The 26692-nt window shown below is 54.1% G+C and carries 23 protein-coding genes; 6 read left to right on the forward strand and 17 right to left on the reverse strand.

The annotated features are described in order from the left end of the window. The first annotated feature begins 58 nt into the window (after positions 1-58). The 3 genes from MK323_11620 to MK323_11630 all read left to right on the forward strand — a co-directional run bounded on the left by MK323_11620 (position 59) and on the right by MK323_11630 (position 2329). Positions 59-889, forward strand: a complete 831-nt coding sequence (locus MK323_11620) for an ABC transporter permease (protein MCH2482800.1) — start codon at positions 59-61, stop codon at positions 887-889. Beyond that, complete coding sequence (locus MK323_11625; protein ID MCH2482801.1) at positions 886-1707, forward strand: ABC transporter permease; 822 nt, start codon at positions 886-888, stop codon at positions 1705-1707. Before MK323_11620 ends, MK323_11625 begins: the two co-directional genes overlap by 4 nt. A 148-nt stretch (positions 1708-1855) precedes the next feature. Beyond that, positions 1856-2329: a peroxiredoxin gene (locus MK323_11630; GenBank protein ID MCH2482802.1), complete on the forward strand. Its 474-nt coding sequence runs from the start codon at positions 1856-1858 to the stop codon at positions 2327-2329. 43 nt (positions 2330-2372) lie between these two features. On the opposite strand, the gene MK323_11635 is transcribed toward MK323_11630, so the two are convergent. Further along, positions 2373-3104, reverse strand: coding sequence for an HAD-IA family hydrolase (locus MK323_11635; GenBank protein ID MCH2482803.1), 732 nt, complete (start codon positions 3102-3104; stop codon positions 2373-2375). A gap of 120 nt (positions 3105-3224) precedes the next feature. Between MK323_11635 and MK323_11640 the strand changes: the two genes are divergently transcribed. Next, entirely contained in the window at positions 3225-4331 is a 1107-nt protein-coding gene (locus MK323_11640; protein ID MCH2482804.1) for an amidohydrolase, read from the forward strand. Between the two features lie 58 nt (positions 4332-4389). Here MK323_11640 and MK323_11645 read toward each other — a convergent pair whose 3' ends face one another. The 14 genes from MK323_11645 to MK323_11710 form a co-directional block, all read right to left on the reverse strand. Next, the gene (locus MK323_11645) at positions 4390-5598 is read right to left on the reverse strand and encodes an aminotransferase class V-fold PLP-dependent enzyme (protein ID MCH2482805.1); all 1209 of its coding nucleotides are present in this window, start codon (positions 5596-5598) and stop codon (positions 4390-4392) included. A 108-nt stretch (positions 5599-5706) separates the two neighbouring features. Continuing rightward, on the reverse strand, positions 5707-7908 hold the full coding sequence (locus MK323_11650; protein MCH2482806.1) for a Fe-S protein: 2202 nt from the start codon (positions 7906-7908) through the stop codon (positions 5707-5709). Positions 7909-8092: 184 nt separating this feature from the next. Further along, a complete protein-coding gene (locus MK323_11655; protein MCH2482807.1) occupies positions 8093-8350 on the reverse strand; it encodes an NIPSNAP family containing protein in 258 nt (85 codons plus the stop codon). A 99-nt stretch (positions 8351-8449) separates the two neighbouring features. Continuing rightward, positions 8450-8848: a 30S ribosomal protein S9 gene (gene rpsI / locus MK323_11660; protein ID MCH2482808.1), complete on the reverse strand. Its 399-nt coding sequence runs from the start codon at positions 8846-8848 to the stop codon at positions 8450-8452. Positions 8849-8881: 33 nt separating this feature from the next. Further along, the gene (rplM, locus tag MK323_11665) at positions 8882-9310 is read right to left on the reverse strand and encodes a 50S ribosomal protein L13 (protein ID MCH2482809.1); all 429 of its coding nucleotides are present in this window, start codon (positions 9308-9310) and stop codon (positions 8882-8884) included. 326 nt (positions 9311-9636) lie between these two features. Beyond that, complete coding sequence (gene glcF, locus MK323_11670) at positions 9637-10857, reverse strand: glycolate oxidase subunit GlcF (GenBank protein MCH2482810.1); 1221 nt, start codon at positions 10855-10857, stop codon at positions 9637-9639. Positions 10858-10861: 4 nt separating this feature from the next. Further along, a complete protein-coding gene (gene glcE, locus MK323_11675; protein ID MCH2482811.1) occupies positions 10862-11920 on the reverse strand; it encodes a glycolate oxidase subunit GlcE in 1059 nt (352 codons plus the stop codon). 12 nt (positions 11921-11932) lie between these two features. Then, positions 11933-13417, reverse strand: coding sequence for an FAD-binding protein (locus MK323_11680; GenBank protein MCH2482812.1), 1485 nt, complete (start codon positions 13415-13417; stop codon positions 11933-11935). 130 nt (positions 13418-13547) lie between these two features. Then, positions 13548-14273 (reverse strand): type 1 glutamine amidotransferase, encoded by a 726-nt coding sequence (locus MK323_11685; protein ID MCH2482813.1) that lies wholly within the window; start codon positions 14271-14273, stop codon positions 13548-13550. A 37-nt stretch (positions 14274-14310) separates the two neighbouring features. Next, entirely contained in the window at positions 14311-15618 is a 1308-nt protein-coding gene (gene glnT, locus MK323_11690; GenBank protein MCH2482814.1) for a type III glutamate--ammonia ligase, read from the reverse strand. Positions 15619-15783: 165 nt separating this feature from the next. Further along, entirely contained in the window at positions 15784-18324 is a 2541-nt protein-coding gene (locus tag MK323_11695) for an FAD-dependent oxidoreductase (protein ID MCH2482815.1), read from the reverse strand. Further along, on the reverse strand, positions 18321-20276 hold the full coding sequence (locus tag MK323_11700; GenBank protein ID MCH2482816.1) for a glutamate synthase-related protein: 1956 nt from the start codon (positions 20274-20276) through the stop codon (positions 18321-18323). The genes MK323_11695 and MK323_11700 overlap by 4 nt, the downstream gene beginning before the upstream one ends. Then, entirely contained in the window at positions 20258-21169 is a 912-nt protein-coding gene (locus MK323_11705; protein MCH2482817.1) for a class II glutamine amidotransferase, read from the reverse strand. Before MK323_11705 ends, MK323_11700 begins: the two co-directional genes overlap by 19 nt. 163 nt (positions 21170-21332) lie before the next feature. Then, entirely contained in the window at positions 21333-22664 is a 1332-nt protein-coding gene (locus MK323_11710) for an NAD(P)/FAD-dependent oxidoreductase (protein MCH2482818.1), read from the reverse strand. 238 nt (positions 22665-22902) lie between these two features. On the opposite strand from MK323_11710, the gene MK323_11715 reads away from it, so the two are divergent. Together MK323_11715 and MK323_11720 are read left to right on the forward strand one after the other, a co-directional pair. After that, positions 22903-23241 (forward strand): cupin domain-containing protein, encoded by a 339-nt coding sequence (locus MK323_11715; GenBank protein MCH2482819.1) that lies wholly within the window; start codon positions 22903-22905, stop codon positions 23239-23241. Then, the gene (locus tag MK323_11720) at positions 23238-24110 is read left to right on the forward strand and encodes a phytanoyl-CoA dioxygenase family protein (GenBank protein ID MCH2482820.1); all 873 of its coding nucleotides are present in this window, start codon (positions 23238-23240) and stop codon (positions 24108-24110) included. Before MK323_11715 ends, MK323_11720 begins: the two co-directional genes overlap by 4 nt. Before the next feature lie 15 nt (positions 24111-24125). Here the strand turns inward: MK323_11720 and MK323_11725 are convergent, their stop codons facing one another. Then, positions 24126-25139: an alpha/beta fold hydrolase gene (locus MK323_11725; GenBank protein ID MCH2482821.1), complete on the reverse strand. Its 1014-nt coding sequence runs from the start codon at positions 25137-25139 to the stop codon at positions 24126-24128. A 40-nt stretch (positions 25140-25179) separates the two neighbouring features. Continuing rightward, a complete protein-coding gene (gene glnT, locus MK323_11730) occupies positions 25180-26532 on the reverse strand; it encodes a type III glutamate--ammonia ligase (protein ID MCH2482822.1) in 1353 nt (450 codons plus the stop codon). Positions 26533-26692 lie beyond the last annotated feature (160 nt).

Consider the following 26692-nt stretch of genomic DNA (forward strand, 5'->3'; position numbering starts at 1 on the left):
CCGCTCCACAACCGGTGCCAATGCCGCTGGCCTGCGCCAGGATGAGGTCCGGGAACGGATGCTCATGTTCGGTCTTTCCGTGCCCGCCATCCTGCTGGTTGTCGTAATCATTGGAATCCCGGTCGGGTGGCTTTTCTGGCTGTCACTCTTCAACGACGAGGGTGTTCTCTCGACGTCGAATTACACCCGAATGATTGAGCATAAATCCTACTACAGGATCTTCCGTACCACGTTCAACGTGAGTTTCCTGACCACGATCATCTGCGTCGCAATCGGATACCCATTTGCATACTTTCTTGCACAGCTCCCCCAAAGATGGGCCAACATCGGCCTGATCGCGGTGTTACTGCCATTCTGGACGTCCCTCCTGGTTCGCACCTACGCCTGGCTGGTTATTCTTCAACGCAAAGGATTGATTAATCAGTGGGGAATAGAACTAGGCCTGTGGGATACACCGCTCAGACTGGTCCACAACCTTAACGGTACCCTGATTGGCATGGCGCATATCATGCTGCCGTTCCTTCTTCTTCCGCTTTACGGATCGATGCGAACCATAGACCAGGACTACATCAAGGCGGCTAGCAACCTCGGTGCCAGCCCTTTTCACGCGTTCTGGAGTATCTATTTTCCCCTGTCTCTGCCGGGGCTGTTTGCCGGCATTGTCGTAGTCTTTGTTCTATGCCTGGGATTCTTCGTCACACCGGCTGTTCTGGGTGGCGGCCGGATCATCATGGTCTCCATGAAGATCGAAACCATTATTGATCTCTTTTATAACTTTGGTACCGCCAGCGCGCTTGGTGTGGTCCTGCTGGCACTGACTCTGCTCGTTCTGTTTATCTCTCACAAGCTACTGCGCTTGGATCGGGTTCTGGGAGGGACGGGCACATGATGACGTGGCTCGACAGCCCGGCTTCAGAAACGCAGATTACGCACCGACGCCGCATATGGCTGTATATCGTCGCGGCACTTGTGATCGTGTTCCTGGTAGTACCGACTTTCATTGTCATACCCATGTCCTTTTCTGCGTCACAATACCTGGAGTTCCCGCCAAAGGCCTGGGGATTTAGGTGGTATGAGAACTATTTCGGGTCAACCGAATGGATGACTGCAACCTGGGTTTCAGTCAAGGTAGCGGTCCTGACCGTAATCTTCACCACTCCGATAGCGACCATGGCCGCGTACGGCCTTTTCGTGTCGAAGATTCGATTGTCGAGATTCATTTTCATCTTGCTGATTACACCAATGATGGTACCGGTCATCCTGATCGCTATTGGTGTGTTCTTCGCTTATACCAAAGTAAAACTCAACAATACAATACTGGGGTTGGTTCTGGCGCACTCGGTACTTGCTCTGCCCATGGTTCTTATCGTGGTCAGCGCGGGACTCAGAAGTTACGACATGAATCAGGAGCGGGTTGCGAGAAGCCTCGGCGCATCACGTCTCAAGGCCTTTTTCATGATTACGCTGCCCCAGATCCGCTTTTCCGTGGTTACCGGTGCGTTGCTGGCGTTCATTGTCTCTTTTGATGAAGTCATAGTCGCCCTATTCATTTCCGGCGGAAAGATGTCCACAATTACCCGCAGCATGTTCCTTGCACTTCGTGATCAGATCGACCCCACGATCGCGTCGATTTCAACAGTGATGGTGCTCATTACTTCAGTAGCCCTGCTGCTCGCTCAGATGTTTGGTAAATCAAAATCTAAGTGACGCTTCGGGCGAATAGCCCGCCAAAACCGGTCCAGAGGAATCACTGAAGTCTGCACCGTGTCGACTAGAAGCACGGACATTTAATGTTGTTCATCTGTGTTATGTTATAACCGACTCATGTTCAAGTACTCAAAGGAGAATTCGCTCGATGGCAGTAGAAGAAGGTAAAAAAGCGCCCGCCTTTGCACTGAACGATCAGGATGGTGAAACGGTTAAATTGTCAGACCTTGCCGGGCAATGGGCCGTGCTATATTTTTATCCGCGTGACGACACGCCCGGGTGTACGATTGAAGCCTGCGACTTCACTTCCTCGCTCAAGGCTTTCGAAAAGCTGGGTGCAACAGTCTACGGCTGCAGCCCGGACTCAATTGAAAGCCACCAGAAATTCATCAAGAAATTCAAACTCAAAGTAGGACTACTCTCAGATCCCACTCACAAGATGATGGAAAAATACAGTGCATGGGGTGAGAAGAACATGTACGGCAAGATTTCTGAAGGCGTCATCCGTTCAACAGTGCTAATTAATCCTGCAGGTAAGGTGGCCAAGCACTGGAAACGTGTCAAGGCCAAGGGTCACGCAGAATACGTACAGAAGGCACTTGCCGAACTGGCTGGCAACTGACTACGACCAACACCTCCAGAGAATTAGCTGTAGGCTGACAGCTTCATCCGTTAACGACTGTCTGCGCAAACGATGCCAGATCGGCAAATACTGCATCAACCTCCGGCCGTTCCGTAATGACTGACGTAGCTCCCCAGTCACCTCCAGTAGAAAGGCCCTGACGATCGATCCAGACACAGTCCATACCCAGCATTTTTGCCGGCTGAATGTCGTGATAAAGGCTCTGGGCCACATGAAGTATCCGCTCTCGTGCAATACCCTGCTCGGCTAAAAGGTGTGTAAACAAAAACTCAAAATTTCCGATATCTGGCTTGTAGGTACCGATCTGCTCGGCCGTATAGATCGCATCGAATTCAACATCCAGATGCTCATTAGACGCTGCGAAACCCGCATCGTGGACATTTGAAAGGATAACCAGCTTATATCGCTTCTTCAGATGCGCGAGTGCTTCAGCGCTATCTGGGAATGCTGGCCACTGGCCGACCGATTCCCCAAATGTTGCGTCCCGCACCCCAGTCGTCACAAGTCCGTGAGTCAATGCGAACCGGTTATGAACGCTGCTCAGAACATCGGGGTACGACATGTCCGGATGATCGGACTGGATCTGGTTTTCAAACTCTGCAAATTCGGCCAGTACCTGCTGCTGGTCGACCTGTAGATTTGAGTTTGCGTCGATCAGCGGTTGGAAGGCCGACCATATCCCACTTTCCCAGTCGATCAGAGTTCCATAACAATCGAAACTCAACGCATCATAGTTGTGATAATTCAATGGCATCTGATTCAGTTCCCCCGTGGACTGGCATTAATTGATGACAATACCCTATTATCAACCAAGCATAGCAGCAGTCACTGGCATTACACTTGCATCAACGAAATACGATCTGGATACCTAACGATGACGACTGGTTCACCGGTAATCTCCGCCGACTCACATATCCAGGAACCGCTGGAGTTGTATGAGGAACGTCTGCCGAAGAAATATCGGCATCGCACACCCCGCACGATGACCGATTCCGACGGTGCGGTTTATCGCGTCATCGATGGCAAACGCCCGCGCCGCATCGATATTGCAGAAAGTCGCCTCAACGAGGACGATCAGAACCGAGAGTTTCGTGGTGATCCCAGCGGTGGCCGCGATATCCGCAAACGGCTTTCAGACCAGGATCGTGACGGTATCTGCGCGGAAGTGATCTATCCCAACCAGTCCCTTTTCCTCTACAACTCACCCGATTCAGGCTATCAACTGGCACTGGCGACGGCTTATAACACCTGGCTATGGGAACTCCTGGCGGTGGACAAAGACCGGTTTGTCCCGGTAGCCATTGTCCCGGTGGCGAACCTCGACGGCGCAGCCACCGAGGCCCACCGCGTAGCCAAACTGGGCTACCGGGCCTTAAAGATACCGATCACTATGGCCGATCGGCCCTACAATGATCCTGCTTACACCCCGTTCTGGGCAATTTGTGAAGATGCCGGTCTGGTGGTTAGTTTTCACGCATTCTCCAACAGTGACGATCGATATCCAGAAGACTGGGGGGAACAAGACGGCACCGGTGGCGCACTCAATCTGATGGCCATGTCGATGATCGACGGGATGAATCCGGTCTCCCTGCTGATCAGCAGTGGCACGCTGATGCGGCATCCCAATCTTAAGTTTGTGGTGGTCGAGTGCGGCGCCGGCTGGTTGGCCTGGTTACTGTATATGCTCGATGAGCAGTATGGGAAAAAACACATGTGGATCCAACCCCGTCTCGACCTTCAACCGAGCGAATACTTCCTGCGACAGGGTCACGTCACTTTCAGCGATGATCCGGTCGCTTTACGCTGTCTTTCCTTTACCGGTGCGGGTAGTCTGCTGTGGGGCAGTGATTACCCACACGACGAAGGAACTTTCCCGAACTCTCAAGCCGTCATTGAACGCACTTTCACCGACATCACGCCCGAAGAGAAACACCAGATCGTGTACGACAATGCCGCACACCTGTACGGTTTGAACAACTGAAAGCCTGAACCACCAAATTTCGCACCCGCAGGTATTTCGTGCGTCAGAAGCTGACAGATCAACCCGAACTTGCCAGTACACTCGCAGCCGCTTCGACAGCACCGTTGCCGTGAGAGAAATCGAGCGCCTTGAATGCAGTGTCGATCGTTGCCAGCGCACCCAGTAGCATCGGCGGGTTTAAGTGGCCCATGTGACCGATCCGAAACACCGAACGGCCATCCAGATACTCAGGCGAGTCGAAACCAAGTCCTAATCCGAGCACTAAGCCCGCCTCCGCTTCACACCACTGACGCATACGGGCTAAATCATGGCCATCGGCTCGAATGGTCGTCACCGCGTGCGACCGATACGCTTCTGCGCTGATATTGCACTGCAACGGACCTGCAACACCCCAGGCCGACACCGCAGCCCACACTGCCCGTGCCAACTTGGCATGACGCAACAAGACTGCCTCGTACCCTTCTTCCCTGATCATGTCCAGTGCGGCCCGTTGGGCGAACAGAAGGTGGGTTGGTGCGGTACCACAAAACCGTTGATAAAAAACCTCCGGTTCGATTCGCGGCTGCCAGTCCCAGTAAGGCGAACGCTTGGTAATTTTTTGTGCAGCCAGTTCCGCCTTACGATTAAAGATCAGGTAACCCAGTCCCGGTGGGGTCATCAGACCTTTCTGGCAGGCGGTCACAGTGAGATCGATTCCCCAAGCATCCATCTCGTATCGGTCACAACCGAATGAGGCAATCGCATCCACGACAAAAAGTGCCGGATGCCCTGCTTCATCAATCGCCCGTCGGATCGCCGACAGATCATTTAGAACTGAACTGGCCGTATCAGTGTGTATACCCAATACGCCTTTGATACTGTGGACTTTGTCCGCCGATAACCGGTCCCGCAGTTGGTCAGGATCAATCGGGTCATGGCGGCCAAAATCGAGTTCAATAACCTCTATTCCCATGACCCGCGCGAGGTTCGCCCAACCGCTGCCAAAAGTACCACTGTTCAAAACCAACACCTGGTCTCCGGGTTCGAACAGGTTACTGATAGCCGCCTCCCAGACACCATGTCCATTGCAGATATACAGCGCTGTACGGCCTTGGGTACCCGCAAAAGCAGCCAGATCGGAGAGGATACTGTCCGTAGTGTCGATCAGTTCTCCTTCATAGATATTCGGCGCCGCCTGATGCATCGCATTTAAAACACGGTCGGGCATGACCGACGGTCCCGGCGTCATAAATAAGTCACGCCCCGAAGACAGTGATACTGTCGCCATCGTAGTTCGACTCCTTGGATCAGTTCCGAAATTAGGCAGGAAGCTGTTTCAGACAGTTACATTTGGCTGGATGCTTCACGAATCATAACATCGCAGAAGATATGAAATTTATTTCCGCTCTGCTGAACCATACACTTTAGGTTGATCGGGCAGACCGCGGGGGCCATCGGGGTCTGCTGGTGTCGGCCAGTAGTTCAGAGGAATGTCACCGGAATCGGCTTTGCGCTCTAAAGCGCTTGTGGGTGATTCGATCTCGCAAGCCTTGGCAAGCGCTGCCTTACGGTCTACCACTTGACTCTCCAGGTTATTGGGCACGGGCATCATACTGGCAAGATAGTAGGCGATCTTCTGCTTTGTCGGATCTACTTCGTGTTCCAGATTCAGTTCACGCTGGTTTACTCCCTTGACCGGATCGACACAGACATTATCGATTACCTCGAGGTCAAACCACCATTTCTTTGCCGGGTTACGAGCGCCGTTGCCAAGCCAGTCATCAATTTTGACTGCCAGCGGCACCAATGCTGGTTTAAGAAATCGGGCATTAATACCACACCAGCTGGCGACCCGCTCCAGTAATGAACCTTCACAGGTAACTACCTTATTCAACGGACAGGTTTTCATGCACCTTCCGCACGCTGATCCCCGAGCGTTCGTCAGCCGGTAGCGCGTGCAACGCTCGACATCGGGTTTCCACATTTCATAGCCATTGAACATCACCTTCTGACCCCAGGAAATCGCATCACAAGGGCATTCGCGTGCGCATTTCGTGCAGCGACTGCAAAAATACTGGAGACCAAAATCAATCGGCTGATCGACCTCGAGCGGTATATCGGTAGTCATAACGACAGTCTTCAATCGTGGGCCCACAAATGGATTCAACACCAACTCACCGATACGGGACAGCTCTCCCAAACCAGCCAGTAGCATCAGCGGTATATGCAATACCTCGCTGTCTACATTGGTTTGAGCACGCGCACTAAACCCCAGTCTGCGGAGCATTTCAGCCATCACGCCGGCGATCTCCGCTCCCCGCAGATAAGCCCGCATAGATTGCGTTCCTGATATCCAGTCATCACCCGATGCACCTTCCATCGTGTCGAACTCCTGATCGATCAGCATAACCACCGCATACCGGTGCGATTTATCTATGGATGTGCCATCGGCATCGTGGGAGTACCAAGCGTAGTCGGGTATTTCGCAGATCCCCGTAACGTCGGCACCCAAAAGATACGACAGCGACTTAAGTGCTCGCGCATTGGCTGAAGGATTGGAGTAAGCTCCCAGTGAAGCGCCCTGTTCTGTGGGCTCTCCACCCTGAAGAGGCACCATGGCCCGCATCGACGGCATCATGCCGGCCGTATGGGGTTGCTTGAATGCAAAACGGTGTCTCTCCTGTTGCGCCTTTTCACCCAAGTCGCCCCGAAGCGCTCGATCAAAAAACGCCGCTCGCTTGGAGACCCGCGGCACCTCGTCATCGAGTATCAGGGTAGTGGGTCGGTCGACCCGCTTGACTGTCTCCATCGGATAATCACCCAGATGTGTCGCCCGTCGTCTGCGCCGATTATGTTCACGGCCTGACACCGCACCATTGCGCCCCAGCCAGTACCTCAGATCTCTTGCATTGGTCGCACTGTCAGCAAGTGGTGGATCGGGTTCCAGCGCGTAATCGGTCGTCACGACGGCCAGTGAGAACCCCGGCCCGATAAATGGATTAACTAATGTATCGCCGGACCGGACGGTCAACCCGGCAAGCACCGATAATCTCACTGGATCAACACGACCCGAACCCACCACATGAGGAAAGGCTGACCAGCCGAGCTGACAGATGTGCCCGGCCAGACAGACCGCAATACTTCCGACCCGGCAATCGGCAGCATCGGTAATGGCCGGCTCGATCCAGTCTCGCGCCGGATTACCCAACTCTGGAATCCGCCCGTGTTCCAGCAATAGAACGACGGCATAGTCATGCGCCAGAGGTTCGGTTTTGTCAGCCCAGGCCGTAGTCGGCATACGACAGACGCCGACCTGGGAGACATTCATAAAATAGCTGTACCCCTTGACGTCGACGGCCCGCCTTTGCGGATCTTCTGGAACAGGCGCCTTTGCAGCTGCCGGTTTTGTCAGTGCATTTTGAACAAAAATATCGAGATACTCTCGAACCACTTCAGCCAGCACACTGCGCGGGGGCATCCGAAACTCGGGCGCTGGTACCATCGCCCGTTCGGTCTCCCGCGTAACAACACGCGGGTCCCGCGCAAGGGTCTCAAGCGGATAAGGACCCCAGTGATAGGGCCGGTTTCGTGAGGGCATACGCAGGAGCATCTTGTAATCATAACCCGACTACGGGGTGTACAGGCAGAACCTGCACTCGGGTAGTTAACTTCGAATTCAGGCGCAGTTTGACTGGCGAGGCACTGCCAGAGCCCTGGATACTGTGGCTACCGTAGCTGGAGCGGTAACAAATGGAGGAATAAACGATTCAGGGAAAGCAGATTTACTGGACGGTCGAATTGGGTGTAGGCACGATACGCAGGACCTTGATGGCTTCCCGGTCTAGGAGTTGGTCGACTCGCGGGGTAACCTCGGTCTTCCAGTAATCGCTTTGATGCACCGCTTCGTAGAGGGTTTCCCGTTGTGCTTCACTGTCAAAGCGCCGCAGCCAGACATAAAGACCATCGTCCTGTTCCCCGCGATACATTCCAGTGATCACCATGCCTTTGGAAATCTGGAAAGGAACAATTTCTTGCTCCATAAATTCCACCTACTCATCCATACAGCCGGGCTTAATGTTGTACTGACGCAGTTCGTAAAACATCGCAGGGCACTCCCTGACTGAAGCCGTATGGGTTGGTCAGCGTTTGGAGTACTGTGGGCGTTTTCTTGCTTTGTGCAACCCGACTTTCTTACGCTCAACTTTACGTGAGTCGCGGGTCACAAATCCAGCTTTGCGCAGTGCAGGTCGAAGCGTTTCATCATACTGAAGCAAAGCCCGTGTAATACCATGGCGGATCGCACCCGCTTGACCGGTATTGCCACCACCGGACACATTGACCTTAATATCTACCTTACCCAGCATATCGGCGAGCTCAAGCGGCTGGCGGATGACCATCCGGGCGGTTTCACGTCCGAAGTACTGATCCAGTGGCCGTCGGTTGACAATAATGTCGCCGGTCCCTCGGCTTAGAAACACACGTGCAGTAGATGATTTTCGTCTACCGGTAGCGTAATAAAACTGTTCGCCTGTTGCCATCTTTGTATCTCTGATACTGACCTTTATTAAGATCTAAATTGCTAGTGTTTTTGGCTGCTGTGCCTGATGAGCGTGGTCGGGTCCAGCATAGACACGCAGCTTCCGGAACATTGCCCTTCCCAGTGGATTCTTGGGGAGCATACCTTTCACAGCTCTTTCGATCACCCGCTCTGGGTGGTTTTCAAGTTCGTCTGACAGCACCGTTTCTTTAATCCCACCGGGATAACCGCTGTGGCGATAGTACTTTTTCTGGTTGGCCTTGTCACCAGTGACCCGAATCTTTGCGGCGTTCACAATAATTATGTGGTCGCCAGTATCTACGTGAGGAGTATATTCGGGCTTGTGTTTACCACGCAGCCGTGTGGCGATCTCAGTCGCCAGTCTACCGAGCACTTTGTCGGTCGCATCGACCAGATACCAGTCTCGGACAACGGTTTCAGGTTTTGCAGTAAATGTGCCCATCGTTAATCATGATTAAAGGAAATTCGAGGCGCGGATGTTACAAGATGGCGACCCACGAAACAACTGCCCGGCACCGAAAGAGGCGGCCAAGACGAAAAAAAGCACAGCTAGCAAGCGCTGTGCTTAAACCACCAAAGGAGGATGGAGGAGATTTTCCGTTCGCGATCTTTCTTATGTTGTTCCCTGCCCTACCGGTTTGTTTGTGTCTGGTTGACCTGATCGTTAAACGTTAAGTTACTTACTTAGTACTATTATTATTAACTAATACTCTAAATTATGCAACCCCAGGGGCCAATTAAAGTTTTTCTTACTTTTCAACTTTAATTTCAATCGTTTAACTGCATCACCGAATCGACCAGTTCGATCCAGTGGCGCACCGGTACCGTCGATTGCGCCGCCAGGTGTGCCAGGCACCCGATATTGGCTGTTGCGATTACCTTCGGCCCGCCTGCCTGTAGCGCGTCGAGTTTTTCTTGTCGCAGGCGTTTGGCAATCGACGACTGAAGGATCGCATAACTACCGGCTGAACCACAGCACAGATGGGGATTCTCAACCGTGACCTGCTGAAAACCCAGGCGAGACAAGATCTCTTCTATGGATCCGCTGATCCCCTGGCCGTGCTGCAGTGTGCACGGTGTCTGAACCGCAACGCGCACCCCGCGACCAGCGGGCGAAACAGTCATCGGCTCTCTGACCAAAATCTCTGACAGATCCCATGTGAGGGAAGAAATCCGCCTGGCCTTTTCGGCATACTGGGGATCATCGGCCAGCAGTTGACCGTACTCTTTTACCGTTACACCGCACCCGCTCGCGGTCATAACGATGCCTTCAGCACCGGATTCCAGCAAAGGCCACCAGGCATCAATATTACGTCGCATGGCCTGACGTGCACTGTCTTCGAATGACAAGTGCAGAGCAAGAGCGCCACAACACCCGGCTCCTGATGCTGTAATCAAACTGATTCCAAGCCGATCCAGAACCCTGGCCGCGGCAGCATTTATATTCGGGCTGAGCGAGGGTTGCACACAACCCTCAAGCACAATCATCTGCTTTGACCTTCTCGTAGTTGGTCTTACTCCTGCTGCATAACGGACGGGAATATAGCGAGCCGCTCTTTCAGGGAGCAGCCTGCGAACTGATCGACCCAATCCAAGCAAAACGGAAAAGAGCCTTCCGGTCAAAAACCAAACCAACAGTCGACGACTAAGTCGCCGCCCGATTGATCTTGGTACGGCCTTTTCTGCCACCTGGCGCCCTATTTCAAGCAGGCGCCCGTACTGCACGCCCGACGGACAGGTCGTCTCACACGAGCGGCAAGTCAAGCACCGGTCAAGATGCAATAAAGTCGATTTTGAACAAGCCTTTCCTTCCAGCATAGATTTGATCAGGTAAATCCGCCCCCTAGGGCCGTCCAGTTCATTGCCGAGTAGTTGGTAAGTCGGACAGGTGGCCGTACAAAACCCGCAATGGACACAGCGTCCGAGAATTTCCTGCGCTTCACGCCCAGCTGGTGTGCCTGAGATAAATGCAGCAAGCTTGGTCTGCATAATCCTATATATCAGGATGCAGTCGTCCGGGATTCAGAATACCTTCCGGATCGAAGGTCTGTTTCAGCCGTACATTCAGATCGTGCAGTGTCCGCGTATTTGGATGAAATACACTGCCCGTACGGTCGCCACCGCGAAACAGTGTTGCGTGACCGCCGAGGGCTTCCACAGAAGCTCGAATCAGATCTGGCGACAGTTCGCTGTGGAGCCACCGTAATGCACCGCCCCATTCGACAAATGTTTCCCCTGCAAGATCCAAAGATCTGGCGGCGCTCGGCACGGACAACCGCCAAAGCGGTTTGTCCGAGAGGAAGTATGGATGACTATGGTCACGCAATGTTGACCACATCCCGTCACCCTCCGATGCCTGCGATCCACCGAGGACATCGACCGCCGCAGAGACACCTTCTGCCAATCCTGACAACCGAAGGCTGAGAACACCCTGGTAATAACAGGCCCCCGTCAACGGCAGGGGTCTGCCAGCCACTTCATTCATTTTCTTTAATGCCTGCTGTTCAGTAAGTTCATAACACAAAGTCTTTTCGGTTTCGGGTAATGGGTGCACTTTAATTGACACATCGAGAATTACACCGAGTGTTCCCATAGCACCTGTCATCAAGCGCGACACATCATAGCCGGCAACATTCTTGATGACCTGGCCGCCAAATCGAAGCTGCTCACCCCGCCCATTGAGCAACTCCACACCCAACACGAAATCTCGGACTGCACCGCGGTATGGCCGACTGGGACCGGACAATCCGCAAGCCACAGTCCCACCGATGGTTGCATGCGGACCAAATAATGGAGGCTCAAACGGCAGCATCTGCCGCTCACGCCTCAGCACCTCCGCCAGCTCAGAAAGGCGCGTCCCGGCTCGGACAGTTACGACAAGCTCTGTTGGATCATAAACGGTAACTCCTGTATGGTCGCCAACCGCCAGAACCTCACCTTCAGGCTCCCGACCGTAGAACAGCTTGCTTCCTCCACCGACAATTTGTAGTGAACGTTTGGCCGACGCAGCCGCGCTGATGGCATCGGACAGCTCAGCAGTTCTATCGTTCATCTGGATCATTTTTCAGAAACGGTCTATGTCCGGGAAAGGGATGCGCCCGTCGTGAACATGTATCGCATTGAACTCAGCACAGCGTGCCAGTGTTGGTACGGCCTTGCCTGGATTGAGTAATCCACGGGGATCAAACGCCGCCTTCACTCCATGAAAGTGCTCGAGTTCACTGGACTCGAACTGTACGCACATCTGGTCGATCTTCTCCAAACCGACACCATGTTCTCCGGTAATTGTTCCACCCGCTTTCACACACAACTCTAGGATCTTTCCACCAAGCTCTTCTGTTCGCTCAAACTCTCCCGGTTGTGCCCCATCGTAAAGGATCAGTGGGTGCAAGTTGCCGTCTCCTGCGTGAAACACATTGGCAATCCTTAAACCGTAAGTACTTGAGAGCTCGGTTATTCCAGCAAGCACACGGCCCAGTTGCTGGCGGGGAATAGTGCCATCAATACAATAATAGTCGGGAGATATTCGACCAACCGCGGGAAACGCATTCTTGCGGCCCGACCAGAAACGTTGCCGTTCTTGCTCTGTAGCTGAAACCTGAATGTCTATCGCGCCCTCACTCGCGAAAACAGACGTCGTCAGTTCAATCTGTCTATCTACCTCAGCTTCAGTCCCATCGACCTCACAAATCAGAATTGCAGCAGCATCACGTGGATAGCCCGCATCAGAGAAATCTTCGGCTGCCCGAATAGCCAGGTTGTCCATCATCTCCAGTCCGGCAGGAATAACGCCCGTGGCGATCAGTTTTGCAACGCTATCCGCGGCCTTTTCGACTTCGTCAAATGCAACCAGAACCGCTTTGGCAGAAACCGGAATCGGCAGCAGACGCACGGTAATCACTGTGACCACACCGAGCATGCCTTCAGAACCCGTCATCAGCGCCAACAGATCGTAGCCGGGCGAATCCAACGCTTCACTACCAATTGTTATCTTTTCACCATCAATCAATACGACCTCGAGACGGATGATATTGTGAATCGTCAAGCCATACTTAAGACAATGTACCCCACCGGCATTTTCAGCAACATTGCCACCGATCGTGCAGGCTATCTGTGATGAAGGGTCCGGTGCATAGAAGAGCCCATACGGTGCAGCAGCTTCCGAGATTGCAAGATTGCGGACACCGGGCTCCACCCGTGCTGTTCTGCTGACCGGGTCGACATCGATGATGCGACTGAACCGGGCCATGCTCAACAGCAGTGCGTCACGCCTGGGGGTTGCACCACCCGACAGCCCGGTACCGGCGCCACGCGCGATCACAGGCACGCCGTGCCTATCACACAGGGAAAGAATTTGTTCGACCTGTTCAAGCCGATCCGGCATCGCAACGGCCAGGGGCAGTTCTCGATAGCCGGTCAGACCATCACATTCATAGGGTCTTCGCTCTTCGTCGCTGACCAGCAAGCCGTCAGCCGGAAGAACATCTCGCAGGGCCCGGAAGAAGCGGGGACTCTGCCCCGTATTAGAAGTCACGTTACCCACTTTCATAGGCGTGGACAAACATGGCACTCAGTATGCCACAGGCCCGGGATCGTGATAGTTTGGATCCTGTTTTGGTCAGACCCATCAACCATGCTCGTAAATTACGGAATGTGGGTCGATTGCACCTGAAACCTGCTTAATTTGTTGCTCCGGGTACGTAATCCAGAAAGTTGTTGAACAAAATCTGCGACACGTTTCGGAATTCCAAAAACAACGGATCAGCTTGCGCCTGCATGCGCTCCAGTGAGCCGGCACCCAACGTTCGATCCAGCGCCTCGGAATATGCCGGCACCTGACCCCAGTCGGGGATAGTCGACTCCTGAAGTTCTACGTGAAATTGAATACCCCATGCGTTATCACCGACCCGCATCGCCTGGCAACTGCAGGCTTTGGAACTGGCCAGCACGCGAGCGCCTGCCGGCGGCGTCTTTACTTCGACCGAATGCCATTGAAGGCATTGAATATACGGATCGATACCTGCAAACAGGGGATCTGCACGACCAGCAGCCGTCAACTCAACTCCAAGAATCCCGATCTCTGGCGCAGCTTGCAGCGAACAGACACCACCGAGTGCATCGGCCAGCAATTGGTGACCAAGGCAAAATCCAAGGTAGGGTTTTTTCAGGTCGCAGACCCAGTGCCGGATGGCTGCTTTTTCAGGCACCAGCCATGGACATTCGTCTTCATCCCAGACATCCATCGGACCACCCATGACCCACAGCGCATCATACGATTCAAAAGCGGGAATCTTCTCCCCCACATCGAGTTCGACTGCATCCCACTGAATTCCGGCGCCGTCCAGTAGCCCACGAAATATTCCGGGATGCTCACATTCGATGTGCTGGAAAACGAGCAGCTTCACTGGCCACCTCCAGACTGATAATTCATCTCATGTGATCTTAGCAGTCCAGCGTGTGTTCACGTTCCCACTGACTGATCGCAGATGAATAACTCCGCCAATCCTGGTATTTGAGTTTGGCATAACTATCCACCAATGCATTACCGAGACCTGATCGCAGCACCTTGCTTTTTTCAAACAGGCGGATTGCATCCAGCAGATTAGCCGGCAACCTTCGTAAACCGCGAATCTTGTGGCCATCCGTATACATATTCACATCCAGTCGTTTACCCGGATCCCGTTCACTTTCGACCCCATCCAATCCAGCGGCCAGTATTCCGGCCTGCAGCAGGTAAGGGTTGACAGCACCATCCATCAAGCGAAGTTCAAATCTACCCGGGCCGGGTATTCGCACCATATGCGTCCTGTTGTTGCCACCATAGGTCACGGCATTTGGCGACCAGGTTGCACCCGACAGTGTGACCTGACCATCGATGCGCTTGTAACTATTAACTGTAGGATTAAAAACAGCGGTGAGCGCCTGGGCGTTGTGCAAGATTCCGCCCAGAAAATGGTAAGCCGTCTTCGACAAACCCATCTCGTCACCGCTGTCTTCAAAAAGATTATTCTGGCCCGTTTTATCCCAAACAGACACATGGGCATGACATCCATTACCTGTAAGATTCGAAAAGGGCTTGGGCATAAACGTTGCGCGCAACTCGTGTTTCTCGGCAATCGCCTTCACCATATACTTAAAGAATACATGGCGATCTGCTGTTACGAGCGCATCGTCATAGTCCCAGTTCATTTCAAACTGTCCGTTGGCATCTTCGTGATCGTTTTGATAAGGCCCCCACCCCAAGTCAATCATGCAGTCGCAGATCTCGCTGATCACATCGTATTGCCGCATCAGTGCCGATTGATCGTAACAGGGCTTTTCCTGAATATCATTTACGTCAGAGATCGATGACCCGTCCGCACTCACGAGGAAGTATTCACATTCGACGCCTGTCTTCATCCGGAATCCCCGTATTTCCGCACGGGCAATCTGCTGCTTGAGCGCAACCCTGGGTGAGGCTTCAACCGCATTACCATCCATGACCAGGTCGCCAGCCAGCCACCCCACTTCAGGTTTCCATGGCAGCTGAATCAGACTGTCTGGGTCTGGAATGGAAAACATATCCGAGTCGGCGGGTGTCATGTCGAGCCAGGCAGCAAAGCCAGCAAATCCGGCGCCATCCTTCTGCATGCCAGCAATGGCGCGGGCCGGCACCAGCTTTGAGCGCAGGATGCCGAATAGATCGACAAAACTGATCAGAAAGTACTTAATGCCGCGTTCAGTCGCGACCTTTGAAAGGTTTGTGGGCATCGAAATTCTCCGGATAAATCTTTAGTTATGTAACCAAAACAGGCGTATAGGGGCAAGGACTCTCCCGAGTCGCCGACTACTATAAAGAACTGAAATTAAGATAACAGCACCGACAACCATAGCGACCTGTAGTTTACGCTGGCAAAAAGCCGCGGTCTCTTCGTCTCAGCCTTGAGAAGACAAATCGACACCACGAGTCCCCGCCAGGGGGATGCCCATCATATCGGCGCTCGACAGGGTGACAACCCGCAAATCCTCCGGCTCCAAATTGTGTAACCTGGTTTTACCGGTACAACGGGCCATCATCGAGGCTTCTCCAGCATTAGCCTGCAGTAACGCCGTGACTCCGGCCGTGCGTTCGTCCATTGACCAGTCGGTAGCATAGTCAATTGACGTCGTATTGATCATTCCGCCTGCCGCAAGCGCAACCGCGACTCCATAGACTACGGCAGACGCACCCATCGCGATCAGCTTCGCCGCATCGGTCCCCGAACGAACCCCGCCGGCATAAATCAGTGTGATCTGCTCTTCCTGCCGGCGCCGGCGCAGGGTGGACACCGTGTAAGGTAAGAGATCGAACCGTGGCTGTTGACTGAGTTCGTTTCCCGGATCAGACAGACCATCAATCCCATCCAAAAACAAAGCATCGATGTTCGATGCAAGCGCAAACTCTACAGCGTCTTCAATCTCCTCCAATCTGCTGACTGCAATGCCGGTGAATGCGTCATGTTGTCGATCTGTTAGGCATTGGGCAGCACGACTCCAGGGAACAACATAGCCCGTTGCAACGGGGTCAACGGGTGACACATCATCGACCCACTGGATCCAGACAATGTTGTCGGCGATACGCTGTTTGCCGATGTAACCTGTGCCTGTTGTCTGTAATGCCCTACCCAGGGCTTTCTGGACCTGCTCCGGCACAGTATCAAATCCACTAACCAGAAAGGGCAGCTGTAGCGTAGGCGTATCCCGCCCCAGAGACACGTCGATACTACACGCCTCCCGATAGGGATCAATGACCAGGCGGGACAAGTTGGCTGGAAGAAACACGATATCGTCAAGCGAGGGCCAACGACCTTCCGGAAACGGGTTGTCGCGTGGCTGCAACCTGCGCTGCAGCATGGCACGGTGCTTGTCGACATCCAGCGGATTGGTTTGCGCCATCGAAAAAATGTCTTCCCGGTGATGGACCGAGTAATCGGCTGAACCGGTCTCTGAATCACAGCGATAACAACGTGCCGCTTCGCGTAACGCTGCAGCCTCATCGTAGGTATCTTCGATCTCTGGGAATGCAACCGGATCGTCCCCAATACCATGAAAGACTGGTTCTTCTATCGGCAGCTTCTCCCACAGCAGGTCCTGGGCAACTGGCACCCTACGGGTACGGTACGGCGTGCGATAGGGGATCGGCGTGCCGATGTTGTCCAGGTAGGCCTTGATGTAGTAGGCGGCCCGCTGGCCATGGTGCATTGCCATGACGATCGTCGAACCGCCAAAAGCACCATCCCCCGCAGCAAAGACTTTAGGGTCTGCCGTTCGCATCGACGAAAATTCGGCCCGCACTCGGTCACTGTCCATCAGGTCATGTGCTTCAAGTTCAGCGCACTCACCCTTCTGACCAACAGCGGCTATGACCATACCGCAGGTGATATCGTGGTCGCTGCCTTCCACGACCACAGGTGTGGATCGGCCGTCCTGATCCAGCACACCAGCCTGAGTCCGCACGCACGACAGCCGAAGACCGTCCTCAGTTATCTGTACTCTGGTCTGGAGTGTGTTGTACACGAACTCGACTTCTTCCTTAAGTGCATGGTGCAGCTCAATCTTGCGTGCCGGTATCTCATCGGGACCACGCCTGTAGACCACCTTGACTGTTTTGCATCCAGGCAACCGCTTAGCAACACGACAGGCATCCATAGCGACATCACCGCCGCCCACTACCACCACGGTTTCGGGTAGATGCGGCCGCTCACCTGCGTTGACCCGACGAAGAAAACTCACACCATCAATCACCCGCTCATCCGATTCCCCGGCTATCCCCATGGGCTTACCCCACCAGGAACCAATAGCGAGCAGCACGGCATCGTGCCTTTCTTTAAGTGCCTCAAGGGAAACCCCTTCACCCAGCGGCGTATTCAAATGTATCTGAAGCCCGGGACACTTGTGCTTCAATCGCGCGATATCCTCGTCGATAATACCCGGCGGCAGTCGGAATTCCGGGATGCCCCAGACCATCGTTCCACCGGCGCGGTCAGTCATCTCATAGACATCAACCTGAAATCCGGCAACACACAGGTCGTGTGCAGCCGTCAGCCCCGCTGGTCCAGAACCCACTATTCCTATGCTTTGACTTCTCGTGGTGGCGACCGGTTCCGGCCGGTAGGTCGGACCAAGTTCATCCATCACGTAGCGCTTGAGATTGCGAATCTGTACTGCACCGTCGCTGCTCACTCTGCGGCAAGCCGGCTCACAGGGCGCGTCGCAGACCCGTCCACAAATTGAACTGAACGGGTTAGTAGCCGTGATGGCCTCAAAAGCCTCTTCCGGACGCTTTTCCCAGATGTAGGCAATATAAGATGGGGCGTCGGTACCCACCGGGCAGGCAACCTGGCAAGGCGCCGGGACATAGTGATGATCGGCGGTATCATCAGCAAAACCTGGTGGGGCAACTGGAACCGTGATTCTTTCCAGGTTGTAGACACTCATGACGACGCTCGCGCTGCGGGCAGTTGGTGAGCGTGTTCGGGCTCGTACGGCAGGCCCGTCATCGTGGCCGCCTCGGGTGTCAGCGCGACCAGGTCTTCGCGACTGAGTTCGCGCACGTCGTCGTAGCCCAGGCCATGAGTAATGGCAGCAATCTGCCAACGCACACCCTCAAGGAAACGGTGAATGTTACGCGCTTCCGTTTCGGGCTTGTATCGATGTTCGTGTTCCGGATCCTGTGTCGCGATACCCGTCACGCACTGGCCGATATGACACTGCATGCAGGCAATGCAGCCGCCAGCAATGATCACGGAGGTGCCGAACCCCGCCGCATCGGCGCCCAGGCACAGTGCCTTCACCGCGTCTACACCATCGCGGAGACCTCCCATAAGTACCAGCTCAATACGCTCCCGTGCCCCGATCTCATCAAGTGCTTCCAGCGCTTCAATGATCGCCGGCAAAGTCGGTATGCCGACATAATCAATGACCTCAGAACTGCCGGCGCCGGTCGATCCCTGCATACCGTCAAGTTCGACGAAGTCAAAGCCGTCCTTGACCGCGATCTTAATATCGTCGCGGATTCTACCTGCGCCCAACTTGACACTGACCGGCAATCGATAAGCCGTGGCCTCTCGAAACTCTTCCACCTTGATGACCAGGTCGTCAGCGCCAAGGATATCGGGGTGCCTCGATGGCGAGCGCAGGTCGATACCCGCGGGTATGCCCCGTATCTCGGCGAGCTCGGGCGTTACTTTCTTGGCCATCAACTGGCCGCCCAGGCCGGGTTTCGCGCCTTGGGAGATATAAATCTCCAGACCGTCTGCCCTGCGCATATCGTGTATGTTCCAGCCCAGTCGCCCACCCAGACACTGAAAGATGAGTTGTCCGGCAGCGTCTCTTTGGGCATCACTCATGCCGCCCTCGCCGGTGTTCTCGGCTATGCCGGACATGGCCGAGGCCATAGCGATACCCTGCTTGGTGGACCGGCTTAACGCACCGTAACTCATTGGCGCAATCATAACCGGCATACTGAGCTTTAGTGGTTCCGCACCATTGATGCCACCGATCCGGGTTTTCATGTGGACACGTTCCACGACGTCGGCCGCCTCACCTGCACGGGAGAGGTCTTTGCGAAAAGCAAGATCAGAGAGGTGCGGCAACGGTCTTGCACCACCATATCCACGAATCCGATAGCGACCACTTTGTGACTTGATGTGGATATCCTCCTGCACCTTGGAGTTCCAGTATTCCGAACGACCAGAAAAAGAGGTGAATGGAAGGCTGCGCACCTGTTGTTCGCTGCTGCCATAACGCAGGTTCTTTCCCGCGTTGACGATCTTGCTGAACGATCCACTGAAAGAAATTTTATAGCGATCGAGGAAGGCACGTATGTCCTCCAACTCGGCCACATCGAGATCGCCGAGCATGGCGTCTGAACCAAGCTCCTGGATAGTGCCACCAACAAAGATCTCGCCAGCTGACATATCTTCGCCCACGCGCTCGCCCGAATCGCCCAGAATGATGATGCGACCGCCATACATCATGTAGCCGGCCATAAAGTTGGCGTTGCCGACGCAGCACAACGTTCCCGCCTTCATCACCTGCCCCGCTCGCGAACCCATGTTGCCGTGGATCACGATTTCTGCACCTCGAATGGCAACACCGGGTATGGCTCCCGCATTACCACCGACAATAACCGACCCGGTATACATATTGTCGCCGACGCCCCAACCGACGTTGTGTGAAACCTCGAAGTGTGCCTGGTCAGACAGGCCTGCACAGAAATAACCGGCAGAGCCTTCGATACGAACGGTAATTGCTTCGGTGAGCCCGACGCCGATGTGATGCCGGGCGTCGGGATTGCGGACAAGAACATCCTCGCCTACCGCCCCGGATTGTCGGAGCCGCTCGTTGACCTCGCGAACCGTAAGGTGCGCTAGGTCAAGCGTGACCATGTCGCGTAAGTGCCTGGAGCGGGTTCGCGGGTATTCAGAGCCTGGCCGGGGAAAAGCCTGTTCAAGGAGACCTCTTCAGACGCGACTGCGACCAGGTCGTCGTCCTGATACAGGATCATGGGCTTAGCCGCGAGCCGGTCTTTGGCATAGCCGATTTCATCCTGAGTAGAGGCCAGGAAGGAGAACGTGCCATCGAGATCATCGATCGATGTTTTCAGCGCGTCGTTCAGGGCAATACCCTGAGCAAGTTTGTCGGCAAGGTAAACGGCGATCAGTTCACTGTCGTTATCGGTCGTGAACAGGAAATCACGCTGCTCCAACCGGCGGCGCATCTTCCAGTAATTTGTAATCTGGCCGTTGTGCACAATTGCAACATCCGCAAATCCCGTCGCCCAGAACGGATGAGCAGCTTCTGGTTTGACGTCACTTTCAGTCGCCAGTCGCACGTGGCCGAGGCCGTGGGTTCCGCGGTAGCTGTGAACATCGTACCGATCATCGACATCATGAGCAGTGCCGACGTCCTTAACGATCTCCAGACTCGTGCCAATAGAGATCACCTTGGCGGCACGCTCCATCTCATAGGCCAGCCTCTGGACGTCATGGGCATACTCGACAGTGACCCGGTAGTTGTCGCCAATCTCCGACTCATCGGTGATCGTGGCGCCCAGTTCGGACAAACGCTGTCGGATAGCTTCAACTCCGCCCCTGGAATCTGCAGCATCACCGAGGAAAAAGCGCAATTTGAGTTTACCCGGCTGTGCCTCTTCATACAGTGCAAATCCGGTTGAATCAGGGCCGCGGTGCTGGCAGCCGTCCAACATCCGAATCAGCGCCTCCCCGGTGTCGAAGGTCTGTGCTGACCCTTTGTACATGATGCCCGCTATTCCGCACATGAGGATCGTTCCTGAACTGAAATTATGAGCAGCAAAGCCTAGTCGGAATTGGGTTTGAATTCAACCACTGCGAAATTGTATTTCCCTAGGGAAACCTTGATACCACAAACTGATGCATGTACATGGGACACCGGTGATTTCGACGGAATAGGCCCCATTGGTCTTATCCCAGGAATGATTCAGACGAGTCGTCCATTGCAGCCCACCACTCGGTGTGGTGCGTCGGCGCCTCGGTGCCTGTGACCGGTGAGCGAAACGCGTTGTTCCTGTAGGTCACGATGTTTTCTTCCTTGTAATGTTCCCAGTGCTTGAAGTTGTCGCATGCCAGATCCCAGTCGAGGCCGTAGTCCAACTCCTGACACAGGTCCTTGCAGTAATCGGTCTGGAAATCGATTTCCTGAATCGGATCCTCCAGTGCCTCCTCCCGCGACTGCCAGGTTTTTGCATCTGCTGCCATATCGCTCGCCGATGGCAACAGGATGCGACCGAGGATCACATCGCGGGCGTACCAGGCTTGTGCATCAAACATGCTGAACGTGTAGTACTGGTCCTGCATACCCAGATACATCACTTTCGAGTTGGCAATCCAGAACACACCCTTGTACAGGGTGCCAGGGTACAGTCGATTGTGCGTCGCCAGGCGCAGTCCTTCGGGCAGAAACGGGAAATGATGCAAGTAACCTGTGCACAACACCACAGCATCAAATTCCCGTGTGCCACCCCCTGAAAAGTGTGCGGTCCGGCCATCAAAGCGTTCAACCAGGGGCAGTTCCTCTATGCCATCGGGCCAGTCAAATCCCATCGCACTGGTCCGGTACGTGCAGGTGACCGACTTTGCACCGTACTTCAGGCACTGTAGTGCAATGTCCTCAGCCGAATAACTCGCCCCGACAATGAGCAACCGTTGCCCGGCAAACTCAACAGCATCGCGAAAGTCGTGCCCGTGAATGACCCGGCCCGGAAACTGGTCGATGCCCTCGAACTGCGGAATATTCGGCACCGAGAAATGACCAGTCGCGACGACTACGTAATCGAATATCTCCTCGATATCGACATTATCGACCAGATTAGTGGCACGCACGGTAAACTGACCGGTCGCATTGCTGAACTGGACATCGCGGACCGCGTGATTAAAGCGCACCCAGTCACGGACATTGGAATTGTTAGCGCGACCGATGATGTAGTCGCGCAGCAGCTCCCGAGGTGGGAACGAGGGTATGGGCTTACCGACGTGCTCATCGAAACTGTAGTCGGCAAACTCCAGGCATTCCTTCGGCCCGTTCGACCAGAGGTAGCGGTACATACTGCTGTGCACTGGCTCACCGAACTCATCTGTTCCTGTTCGCCAGGTATAGTTCCACAGCCCGCCCCAGTCACCCTGACGCTCGAAACAAACCACCTCGGGCACTTCACTACCAGCGGCAGCTGCCGATTGAAAAGCTCTTAACTGCGCCAAACCACTGGGACCAGCGCCAATAATCGCGACACGCGTCATCTGAGACCCTCTTCTCCGTATATTGCCGGAATGATTCTAACGCTCATTACCACCTGACTGGTACCGTTCAATCGAGCGTTACGACCGACGTTAGCAAATTGCTGATGCACTGGGAAACCGATCCATAAATTCATCGAAAACTAACATCCAACTGGTATGATTATCATAGAGGGCTTCTAGAATTGACTGTTTGTAGCCCAGGATATGGTCCTCGGATCATTCCTAGTGGAGTTATCTAATGACGTCAGAACGCCGCGTGATCAACATCTACGACACACCCTATTCGGCCTATGATCTTGAAGGCGCCGTTCAGGTTGATATGCAACTGCTGAACATCAGCTACGACCGGGGCACAGGACGGGGCTGGTACGTCATTCGCATGGCGCCCGGCGCAGCGTCCATTCCGCACCCGCACGAGTTCCGTGAGGAGTACCTTATTCTGGAAGGTGATCTTGTCGAAATTGACGGCACCATCTTAAAAGCGGGTGACTTCGTCAGCTACGCCCCCGGAACACGTCACAACTCACGAACAGAAAACGGTTGTCTTCTCATCGGAATTGATCGGGCAGCGGAATGAGTTTTTCCCTGACAAATAAACAAATCGAAAGGTTTAGGGACGATGGTTTTGTGGTTGTGGACAAGCTTGTAGATGAGAAAGCTATCGCACAGCTGCACACGCGATTCGATCGTCTTTTTCAGGGAGATTTCGAAACCGGCACCAGGCCCGACGAAGTGAACTGGCAGGAGGGTGAGAGTGATCCGGAACTGACTCGTCAGATCTGCAACGCCTGGAAATCCGACCGCTGCGTCGCCGCGACGGTGCTGCGTGAAGATCTCGGCCACGCTCTTGCCCAGCTGGGTAGCTGGCCTGGCACCCGAATCGTCCAGGACAACGTGATCAGTAAACCGCCGGGGGGAGGCGCCCTGGGTTATCACCAGGATAACGCGTACCTGGCTTGGTACACCCCGCGCGAAATGCTGACCTGCTGGATAGCTCTGGACGCAACGTCATCTGCAAACGGCACTCTGGAGTTCGTGAAGGGATCACATCGCTGGCAAAGACAACTGCAACCGCAGGGTGAATTCCACAATCCCGCCGACTACCAGATAGAAATGGAGACTGCGGCACAACAGGAAGGCCAGACACCGGAGGTGATCCACGTCGAAGTCCCCCGCGGTGGCGGCTCTTTTCACCACGGCTGGATGTGGCACGGATCGGGGGCCAACCGGTCACTCGACTGGCGCCGCTCGCTGGTCCTACATGGAATGAGATCTGACACACAGTTCGTGCCCGAGGGCCTCGGTTGCGGCAACGGGCCTGTCTACAGCCGCTACAAACACCTCGATGATTGTGACATGGACGAGAACCACTTTCCGATACTGTGGCGGCAGGACGGCCACCGTACTGCTGGAATCAGCACAGTCATTGCAGCGCAACACGACTGAACCTTTCGGGTGAACCTATCGCGCTAGCAGGTCTTTAACTGCACAGGCAAGCTGAGACATGGCCGCGTCCTCGCGGCCAGGTCCCCCGGCGCAGTGCCCCCAGACCGAATCAATCACTCGCACCTCAGCGTACGACATGTGGCCGACCTCAACCACACTGTCTTCAGGTGGAAAATACAGATCCGTTCTAGACGGCATCACGATTGCTTGTGATTTGATTGACGATAGCGCCTGCTCGTACCCACCGTCTAAAAAACTCCACTTACCTACATCAGCTGTGTGCCAGGTCCTGAGCTTGGCCAGAAGGTCGTTGGCGTCCCATTCAAGATGGTCTGTCTCCCAAAAAGAAAGCAGGTCGTCGAGTGTCTCAAATCCCAGTTCGCGCCAGAGCGCCTCGCGAAAGAAGGACTGCGAATAGGCCCAGCCACAATACACCCTCCCAAAGGCCTTCAGGCCCGCTTCGGGGGGCACATCATAATGACCGTCAGCATAGACGGGATCCGCAGCCAGCGCGGCTTTAACGCCAGCCAGAAACACCTGGTTATGAGGGGAACAGCGGGCAGAGCCACACCAGGGCAAAATCCGCCGCACCAGATCCGGAAATGCCACTGCCCAGTGAAAAGCCTGGATCGCACCCATTGACCAGCCGGCCACCAGCTGAATGTCAGTGACATCAAATCTCTCAGTCAACAGGCGATGCTGACATAGGACATTGTCATAAACATCGACCTGCGGAAAGCGTGGGCCTGAGTTCGAGTCAATTGCATTGCTGGGTGAGGTCGACAACCCGTTCCCGAAAAGATTCGGTGATACCACGAAATAGCGGTTCGTATCGAAAACGTTACCAGGTCCAACAAGCGGCGCATATCCCTCGTGCGTACCCGTGTAATAGGTGGGCAGCACAATCACGTTATCACGCGCAGCCGACAACCGTCCCCAGGTTTTTGCAACCAGAACTGCAGATGTCAGTTTTTCTCCTGAAAGCAGCTCGACATCTCCCAGATCGAATTTGATGATCTCTTCAGTCATTGACTGTTCCTGAGATCAGCTGGATTCAGAATAAGCGCAATCACCACAACTTAAGATAGCGGTCAACTTCCCAGTCACTGACATGCGTCAGGTAGCTGTCCCACTCAGCACGCTTGAACTCAGTATAGGTCTTGTACATCAGGTCTCCCATCACCTGTCGACCCAGATCATCGGCTTCCAAAGCATCAATGGCCTCATCAAGGCTGCGCGGCAGATAACCGACCCCCAGTTCGGCCAGTTCTACATCCGACTTGAGGTACATATTGTCGGTATGCGGCGGACCGGGATCGATCTTTTCCCGTACACCTTCCAAACCCGCAGCCAGCACCATAGCGCCGCCCAGATAAGGATTATTGGCAATGTCTGCAGAACGCAGTTCTACTCTACCCCCACCCCGCGGGATCCGAATTGAATTCGTCCGGTTGTTGTTACCAAAGCAGGTAAAAACCGGGGCCCAGGTGAATCCCGACATGCTGCCTGTTTTAATCAGCCGTTTATAACTGTTCACGGTGGGTGATATGACTGCCGATAATGCGGGTAAATGCTTCAATATCCCACCAATAAACCAATAGCCCAGCTCTGTGATGCCGCAACCTCGCGGGTCATTATCAGACTCAAAGAGATTTTCCCCTGACTGCAAATCCGCAAGCGACATATTGTAGTGAGCGCCACTGCCCGCCCGATCGGAGAAAGGTTTTGGCATGAACGACGCGAAGTAGCCCTTTCGATGCGCCAATTCCTGTACTAGGTGCCGGAAAAACACAAAACGGTCGGCCATGGTGAGGCCATCGCGATACATAAAGTCGATCTCAAACTGCCCGTTACCATCCTCGTGATCATAAGAATAAACATCATATCCAAGGCTATCTAACGTTTCGACGATCTCTTCCAAAAGCTCAAAGCTGTCGAGCGTAGATCGAATATCGTACGCGGGTTTCGCGATATCATCGCGTGGGCCGATGGGGCCAAATCCTCCATCATCCGTATGTTTGAGCAGAAAAAACTCAGGCTCAATACCAAAATTGAAGGTGTAACCCAAATCCGCCGCCTGCGATAACACCCTCTTGAAGATATTTCGGCTGCACGGTTCAAACGGCTTGCCTTCGCACCACAAATCACTCGCGAACCAGGCCACATCCTTGCGCCAGGGCAGAATGATCAGGCTTTCGGGGTCCGGATGCGACGAAACTTCTTCATCACTGACATCCTGCGGAATACCATCCAGCGCAGCACCGGTGCACAACTCTGAACCGCCCATCATCCGATCGAAGTGAGCGATCGGCACAAATTTAGATTTCGATACACCGTGAATATCAACGTAGCTTGGGAGACAATAGCGAACACCCTGTTCTTCAAGGGAATACTTTAACTGGTGCAAGGGTTCATTAGTCACGTTCTGTTTTCTCCTGTTATTAAAGTCGCTCAGAACGTCCAGCTGGTCATTCCCGGCAACGCGATTACTACAACGGTCTAAACAACTATTTCTTGATCGTACAGAATTGGTCTTTTGTATTCCAGCCTAAACAGACGTCATTTCAAAGTATTAGGGCATT

The organism is Gammaproteobacteria bacterium (genome assembly GCA_022450155.1).
Lineage (GTDB): Bacteria > Pseudomonadota > Gammaproteobacteria > Arenicellales > UBA868 > REDSEA-S09-B13.